The 730-nt window shown below is 31.9% G+C and carries 1 protein-coding gene; it reads right to left on the bottom strand.

Annotation, left to right across the window (positions count from 1 at the left end; translation table 11 throughout):
* Positions 1 to 236 precede the first annotated feature (236 nt).
* Positions 237 to 563, bottom strand: coding sequence for a hypothetical protein (locus MPF13_RS15490; RefSeq protein WP_249983671.1), 327 nt, complete (start codon positions 561 to 563; stop codon positions 237 to 239).
* Positions 564 to 730: the final 167 nt, after the last annotated feature.

Here is a 730-nt window from a genome sequence, read left to right as displayed (position 1 = left end):
AAAGATTTTTCAAATAATAATTTGTCAATTTTCATTCAAATTGTTTTCTAAATAATTCTATTATATTGATGATTTTCGTCAATTACTGCCAACGTTGTTGTATATGGAAAGTTGCGTGTTTGCGTGCGAGGATTTTCCGTAGGAAAATCAGACGTAGTAAACTTGCAACGACCTTTATTTTAGCACAACACCAGCAATTTTTTATATACGGTGTTGTGGGTAGTTTTTATTTTTTTTCAGTCGTGGACATAAAACATATCAGTTTCTTTTCCATTATCGACCATATTAATTCCGACATTAAATAATTCCGCAAAGAGTTTTTCTTTTGTCGAGTTGTCAAATTCCGCAAACTCTATTTCCGCTGTTGGTTTTATTAATTTATCTCCAATCAGTAATTTTTCCGAAATAAGTTTGTCAATCATAAAGTTCAGTTTTTCGGAAGGAATTTCATTTTCTGATTTTTTCCAAACGAATTCTTGTCGTTCATCCAAGTCCGCTTTATCATAAACAACAATTCCGCGAATTGAATTTTCCGTTTCATTAATCCATTCCAATTTTTCCATTCCAAATATCTTGAAATAGTGTTCCAAAAATATCTTTCTATTCGATTTCATTTCGGTTTTCTCAAATTACCCACAACGTGTTTGTGCGATGATTCCGTTGCGGAATCATAACCACTAAGTTAGTAAAAATAACTGAAACATTGGATTGCCAGAGATTTTTCCGAAAG

This window comes from Polaribacter sp. Z022 (assembly GCF_023555495.1).
Taxonomy (GTDB): Bacteria; Bacteroidota; Bacteroidia; order Flavobacteriales; family Flavobacteriaceae; genus Polaribacter.
This window is presented reverse-complemented; position numbering and strand designations above follow the sequence as displayed.

Coding starts and splice junctions, on each gene's coding strand:
- MPF13_RS15490 (WP_249983671.1), bottom strand. CDS start 563: ATGGAAAAATTGGAATGGATTAATGAAACGGAAAATTCAATTCGCGGA.